The following is a 5,302-nucleotide window of genomic DNA, read 5'->3' as shown; positions in this document are numbered from 1 at the left end:
GTGAACAATGCCGGTATTCTGCGCCCCGGCCCGTTGGACGATCTGGCGCTGAACGACTGGCGGCGGATGCTGGAGGTCAATCTGAACGGCTGTCTGATCGCCGCACAGGCCTTTGGCAAACAGATGATCGCCAAGGGCGCTGGTGCGCTGGTGCATATCGCCTCGATTTCGGCCAGCCAGCCACAACCGTTTTCCGGTGCCTATAGCCCCGGCAAGGCGGCGGTCTCGATGCTGTCGCGGCAACTGGCCTATGAATGGGGGCCGAAGGGTGTGCGGTCAAACGTGGTCAGCCCCGGTCTGGTTTTGACGCCTTTGTCCGAGGCGTTTTATGCCGATGCCACGGTGAAATCCGCGCGCGAGGCGCTGGTTCCCGTCGGCCGCATTGGTCGCCCGCAGGACATGGCCGACGCATCGCTGTTTCTGGCCAGCCCGCGTGCCAGCTATATCAACGGTCAGGAAATCGTGGTCGATGGCGGGCTGTCGCAGACCCTGATGGGGACGGTTCCGCGCCCTGGCTATAGCGGCTAACGCGCACCTCGGGCGGCCAGATCCAGCGCCGCCCGCACGCCCAGCGCATAGCCCTCGGCGCCCAGCCCGGCCATGACGGCGGTCGCCACCTTTGACACCAGAGAATTGTGATAGATCGGGTCGCGCCGGTGGATGTTCGAGATATGGAACTCGACCACCGGGCCGGGAAACATCTTGAGCGCGTCCAGAATGGCGACCGAGGTAAAGGTCAGCCCGGCGGGATTGATCAGGATCGCGCAAGCGCCTTCGTCAATGGCTTGATGGATCCAGCTGACGATCTCGCCCTCTAGGTTGGACTGACGAAAAACGACGGGCACATGGCCCGCCGCGGTTTCGCAAATCGTCTGAACCTCGGCCAAGGTGGTGTGGCCATAGATTTCCGGCTCGCGCACGCCCAGACGGTTCAGATTGGGACCGTTCAGGATGTGGATCGCGCCGGTCATGCCGGTTCTTCCTCCATATGGCCGCCAAGGAACAACTGGCCGACCTTGGGATCGTTCAACAGCTTTTGCGCGTCGTCGAACATCCGGGTCTGACCCAGTTCCAGCACCAGACCGTAATCCGACATCGCCAGCGCCGCCTTAGCGTTCTGTTCGACCATCAGAATGGTCACGCCATCGTCGCGCAGACGTTTCAGGGTTTCGAACACGTCCTGCACCAGATTGGGCGACAGGCCGATTGAGGGCTCGTCGATCAGGATCAGCTTGGGGTCCAGCAACAACGAACGGGCGATCTCAAGCTGTTTCTGCTGGCCGCCCGACAGTTCGATCGCCTTGCGGTCGCTAAATTGGCGCAGGATCGGGAACTGGTCCATCACCATATCCATGCGACGCCTGACGCTGGCCTGATCCTTCGAGGTGATGCCGCCCATTTCAAGGTTATGCAGCACCGACAATTGCGGGATCACGTTGCGCCCCTGCGGCACATAGGTCACGCCATGGCCGATCATCTGTTTCGGGGTCGAGCGGGTCACGTCCTCGCCGTCAAAGACGATATTGCCCGAATGGATGTTCAACAAACCGAAGATCGCCTTGAACACCGTCGATTTCCCGGCCCCGTTCGGGCCAATCACCGTGGTGATCGACGCGCGCGGGATCTGGAAGCTGGTGCCATTCAGAATGGTGATCTTGCCATAGCCGCCATAGAGGTCTTTGAGTTCCAGCATCGTTCCCATGTCAGCCCCCCAGATACGCGTCGATGACTTGTTGATTGTTGCGGATCTCGTCCGGGGTGCCTTCGGCGATGATCTGGCCCTCGGCCAGAACGATGATCCGGGTGCACAAGGACATGACGAATTCCATGTTGTGTTCGATCACGACAAAGGTGCTGTCATGCTCGCGGTTATAAGTTTGCAGCCGCTCTTTCAGATATTCCAGCATGGTCAGGTTTACCCCGCCCGCCGGTTCATCCAACAGCACCAGACCCGGCCCGGCCATAAAGGCCATCGCCGCATCCAGCAGCTTTTGCTGACCATAAGACAGCGACCCGGCCATCTGATCGCGCAGGTGGCCCAGCCGGAAGAATTCGATCAGCTGATCGGCCGCTTCGGTCAGACCGGCGTCGGGTTTCCCGAACAGGCGGCTAACCATGCTGCCGCGGTGTTCCTGCCCGGCCATGATGATGTTGTCGATCACCGTCATCTGCGGAAACACCGACAATTGCTGAAAGGTCCGGCCAACGCCGAGGCGGCTGAGCTGATAGGCCGACTTACCCGCAACCGATTTTCCATCCACGAACACTTCGCCCGAATTCGGCGTCAATTGTCCAAGGATACAGTTGAACAGTGTGGACTTGCCGCTGCCGTTCGGCCCGATCAGGCCAAGGACTTCGCCCTTTTCGACATCAAAGCTGACATCGCGGACGGCATGGATCGCGCCGAAGGATTTCGAGATGTTTCGGACGCTCAGAACATGGTCTGTGGTGCTCATAGCTGTGCCCCCTGTTTCATGTCGCCGCGCTCGGCCTGTGGCCGGAAGCGGTTGATCAGTTTTTTACCCAGACCGAACAGGCCCTCGGGCGAGAACACCATCAGCACCAGCACCAGAAGCGCATAGATGATCAGGTAATAGCCTTCGGTAAAGCGCAGCAGTTCGGGCAGCAGCACAACAATCGCCGCCCCCAGCATCGGACCAAAGAAATAGCCCGAGCCACCGACCACAACCATCAGCAGGATCTTCAGCGAATGCACCAGCGCAAACGAACCCGGCTCGATGAATTGCACCAGCGGTGCCTGCATCGCCCCGGCAAGACCGCCAAAAGCCGACCCGATGGCAAAGGCCAAAAGCGTCATGCGGCGGGTGTCCAGACCCAGCGAATTGGCGCGGATCGGGTTTTCACGCAGCGCCTTGAACGCGCGGCCCCAGGGCGACCGGATCATCCATGCCATCGCAGCAGCGGCGACCAGAAAGCAGACCAGAGCGAAATAATAGAACGGCAGGCCCTTCATGGTCGCAATGCCGAACACCTCGGGGCGCGGAATGCCAACGATGCCGAACGAACCGCCGGTCAGCCATTCCTCGTTCCGCAGCACAAGGAACACCAGCGTGTTGAAGGCCAGCGTCACGAAGGCCAGAAAGTGGTGCTGAACCCGCAGCGCCGGATATCCCAGCACCAGACCGATCGCAAACGTGCTTGAGATCGCGACCAGAACCGCGACGATCCACGGAATACCCGCCATCGTCATCAGCGCGGTGATATAGGCACCAATCCCCATGAACGCGGCCTGTGCCATCGACACTTGCCCGGCATAGCCCAGCGTCAGGTTCAACCCCATCGCCGAGATCGAAAAGATCAGCCACGAGCACAGCACATAGGTGATGTAAGTGCCCTGCCCCAGCGGGGCGACGATCAGAACCGCAAGGCCGATCAGGCCCAGAATGATATGAAGCGGCTTCATCAGACAGCCCTCCCCTCGGATGTGCCCAGCAGGCCTTGCGGACGCACCATGATGATGACGATCAGCAGAACCAGCGGCACGGCGGCGCGGTATTGCGCCGAGACATAAACAGCGGCCAGGTTGTCGATCACCCCGATCAGCAGGCCGCCGACAAGCGCACCCCGGATCTGGTTAAACCCGCCGACAATCGCGGCGATAAAGGCGATCAGGCCCAGCGTTTCGCCGTTCGAGAATTTCGCAAGATAGATCGGCGAGATCAGCACCGAGGCGATCGCGGCCAGCGCGGCGTTGATCAAAAAGGTATACATGACCATCCGCTTGATATCGACGCCCAGAATTTCGGCCACGCCGGGGTTCTGCGCCGTCGCCTGCATGCAGCGCCCGGTGCGGGTGCGTTGCAGGAACAATTGCAACGAGATGATCGCCGCGAAAGACACGATCAGGTTCAGGATGTCCGCCAGCGAAATCGCGGCTCCGAACAGGTTCAGCACCTCTTGCGGGAACAGCGGCGGAAAGGGCTGACCCTGCGCCGAATAGAATTCCTTGACGCTTTCCTTCATCAGCAGGCCCAGCGCGATGGTGGCGATCACCAGCGGCAGCGTGCCATGCGGCAGCATCGGTTCGACGACCAGTTTCTTGAACAGGACGCCAAGGATCAGCAACGACAGAACCAGCGCCGTCAGGATCGCCGCCCACAGGGGCAGTCCGAAAAACCCGACACCGGCCAGAACAAAGAACGCGGGAAGCATGACAAATTCGCCCTGGGCGAAGTTGATGGTTTGCGACGCCTGCCACAGCAGGGTGAACCCGACGGCCGCTAGGGCATAGATCGACCCCGCAGACAGACCGGAAATAATGATCTGGAGAAACTCGGACATGCCGCCCCTCTTTCTGTGCAAGACACGCGTGATGCGGTGCTAAGGCGCCGGGCTAAGACCCCGACCCAAGGTGCGACACGCGGTTGCCCGCGTGCCGACCTGACGAGCGAACGATTAGTTCGCGGGGAGAAGCTTAGTGATGGTTTGCTTGCCGTCTACGACTTCGACAAGGAAGCTTGCGCGCGACAGTTCACCAGTGTCATCCCAGCACAGGTCCATCAGGACGCCGGGATGGGTTTCCGCATCCAGACACAGGCCGTGCAGGGTGTCGGCGAACTTTTGACGGTCAAATTCGCCGATCATTTCGGTGACGTATTTGACGGTATAGGCGCCGATATAGCCCTTCATCGCGTTGTGGTCCGGGCGATAACCGAACTTGGCGGTAAAGGCGGCGTCCATGGCCTTGATGCCATCAACCGGGGCATCGGCGGTCAGACCGACGTGGCCCAGAATGCCTTCGGCAGCGCCACCGGCAAGGTCGATGACCTTTTGGCTGGCCAGAACGGTGTCACCGGCAGTCGGCAGGTTCAGGCCCTGCTTTTCAGCCTCGATCAGGAAACGGGCGCTTTCTTCTTCGGTCAGATAGACAAAGACAGCTTCGGCGCCGGCGTTCTTGATCTTCAGAACGTCAGCCGCGAAATCGGCCTGGCCCTGCTCGGACGGGACGTCAGCGACGACTTCCATGCCCTGGGCTTCGGCGACGTTCACAAAGGCATCGTGGCCGCCTTTGCCATATTCGGTATTGGCCCAGGCGATGGCGATTTTCTTGACGCCCAGATCATTGGCCAGATAAGCGCCCAGCTTGGGCAGACCCTTTTGCGCACCAAAGGCGGTGCGGAAGATATAGGGGTTGCCCTTGGCGGTGATGGTCGGGCTTTCCGAGCCGGTCAGCTGCGGATACCCGTTTTGCTGGGCGACCAGCATGTTCACAACGGTCGACGACGAATACACGGTGCCCATCAGCACGTATACCTCGTCGTCGATGGCTTTCTGAACCATC

The 5,302-nt window shown here is 60.4% G+C and carries 7 protein-coding genes; 1 reads left to right on the top strand and 6 read right to left on the bottom strand.

The window, feature by feature from the left end:
- The coding region (locus ABYW26_RS09935) for an SDR family NAD(P)-dependent oxidoreductase (protein WP_372604680.1) at positions 1–528 on the top strand (528 nt) is incomplete at its 5' end.
- Here ABYW26_RS09935 and ABYW26_RS09930 read toward each other — a convergent pair.
- The 6 genes from ABYW26_RS09930 to ABYW26_RS09905 form a co-directional block, all read right to left on the bottom strand.
- Entirely contained in the window at positions 525–971 is a 447-nt protein-coding gene (locus ABYW26_RS09930; RefSeq protein WP_372604678.1) for a type II 3-dehydroquinate dehydratase, read from the bottom strand. The two genes, ABYW26_RS09935 and ABYW26_RS09930, sit on opposite strands and share 4 nt — an antisense overlap.
- Positions 968–1,702, bottom strand: coding sequence for an ABC transporter ATP-binding protein (locus ABYW26_RS09925; protein ID WP_372604677.1), 735 nt, complete (start codon positions 1,700–1,702; stop codon positions 968–970). Before ABYW26_RS09925 ends, ABYW26_RS09930 begins: the two co-directional genes overlap by 4 nt.
- Position 1,703: 1 nt before the next feature.
- On the bottom strand, positions 1,704–2,456 hold the full coding sequence (locus ABYW26_RS09920) for an ABC transporter ATP-binding protein (protein WP_372604675.1): 753 nt from the start codon (positions 2,454–2,456) through the stop codon (positions 1,704–1,706).
- Positions 2,453–3,424 carry a branched-chain amino acid ABC transporter permease gene (locus tag ABYW26_RS09915; RefSeq protein WP_372604673.1) on the bottom strand — a complete coding sequence of 324 codons (972 nt, stop codon included), beginning with the start codon at positions 3,422–3,424 and terminating at the stop codon, positions 2,453–2,455. The genes ABYW26_RS09920 and ABYW26_RS09915 overlap by 4 nt, the downstream gene beginning before the upstream one ends.
- Entirely contained in the window at positions 3,424–4,302 is an 879-nt protein-coding gene (locus ABYW26_RS09910; protein WP_372604672.1) for a branched-chain amino acid ABC transporter permease, read from the bottom strand. Before ABYW26_RS09910 ends, ABYW26_RS09915 begins: the two co-directional genes overlap by 1 nt.
- A 114-nt stretch (positions 4,303–4,416) precedes the next feature.
- A partial coding sequence (locus ABYW26_RS09905; protein ID WP_372604671.1) for an ABC transporter substrate-binding protein occupies positions 4,417–5,302 on the bottom strand: 886 nt, incomplete at its 5' end.

The organism is Actibacterium sp., assembly GCF_041584535.1.
GTDB lineage: Bacteria > Pseudomonadota > Alphaproteobacteria > Rhodobacterales > Rhodobacteraceae > Actibacterium_D.
This window is presented reverse-complemented; position numbering and strand designations above follow the sequence as displayed.